This is a genomic window from Nonomuraea sp. MG754425 (assembly GCF_021699195.1).
GTDB lineage: Bacteria > Actinomycetota > Actinomycetes > Streptosporangiales > Streptosporangiaceae > Nonomuraea.
In genome coordinates, this window is sequence record NZ_SSXE01000475.1 from 1 (window position 1) to 648 (window position 648).

Consider the following 648-nt stretch of genomic DNA (forward strand, 5'->3'; position numbering starts at 1 on the left):
CGTTCGCGGTCAGCCTGCGCTCCGGGCGCTCGTTCCGGCTCCAGCAGGGGCTGGTCGCGCCCGTCGCCCGGCTCGCCGCCGACGACCCGCACGCCCTCGACGGCCTGCCCGCCATCGCCCGCGAACGGCGCACGGCCGGGCTGGCCGAGGCCGGGGTGCTGCGGGGACGCGGGTGAGCGCCGCGCGGCGGCCGGAGCCGTCGTTAGGGCGGCGGCGCACGGCGGACGTCCCGCAGGCGGGCGGCGGCTCCGGGATGCGCTGGACGGCGCCGGCCGGCGGGCGAGAGCTGGTCGTCGAGCTGCGTCCGTGGTTCCTGCTGCGCACCACCGGGCTGCCGGTGTCGCTGCTCGACGGGCTCGGCCACCCCGGCCTGCGGTGGGTCACCGAGCGGCTGCTCGCCGCTGAACGCCGCCTGGCCGCCGAGCGCCGCTGCTTCGAGTTGCGTGCCGCGCCCATGCGTGCCGCCGTGCTGCGGCTGGCGTCCGAGCGGCGGGCGCAGGCCAGGCACTGCGTCAGGGCCGTGCGCGCCGGGACGCCCCTGACCGGGGAGGAGCTGGGGCTGCTGGAGTCGCTCGGGCTGGGGGCGTGGGCGCGGCGCTGGCAGTCGGCCGTCGTCATGGCGGGCGCGGCGCGGGCGGCGGCGCGGCG

1 protein-coding gene is annotated in these 648 nt (G+C 80.7%); it reads left to right on the plus strand.

What is annotated here, in order from left to right; translation table 11 throughout:
* Nucleotides 1-172: 172 nt before the first annotated feature.
* Nucleotides 173-648: hypothetical protein (locus tag FAF44_RS53550; protein WP_237111174.1), on the plus strand; the 476-nt coding region annotated here is incomplete at its 3' end.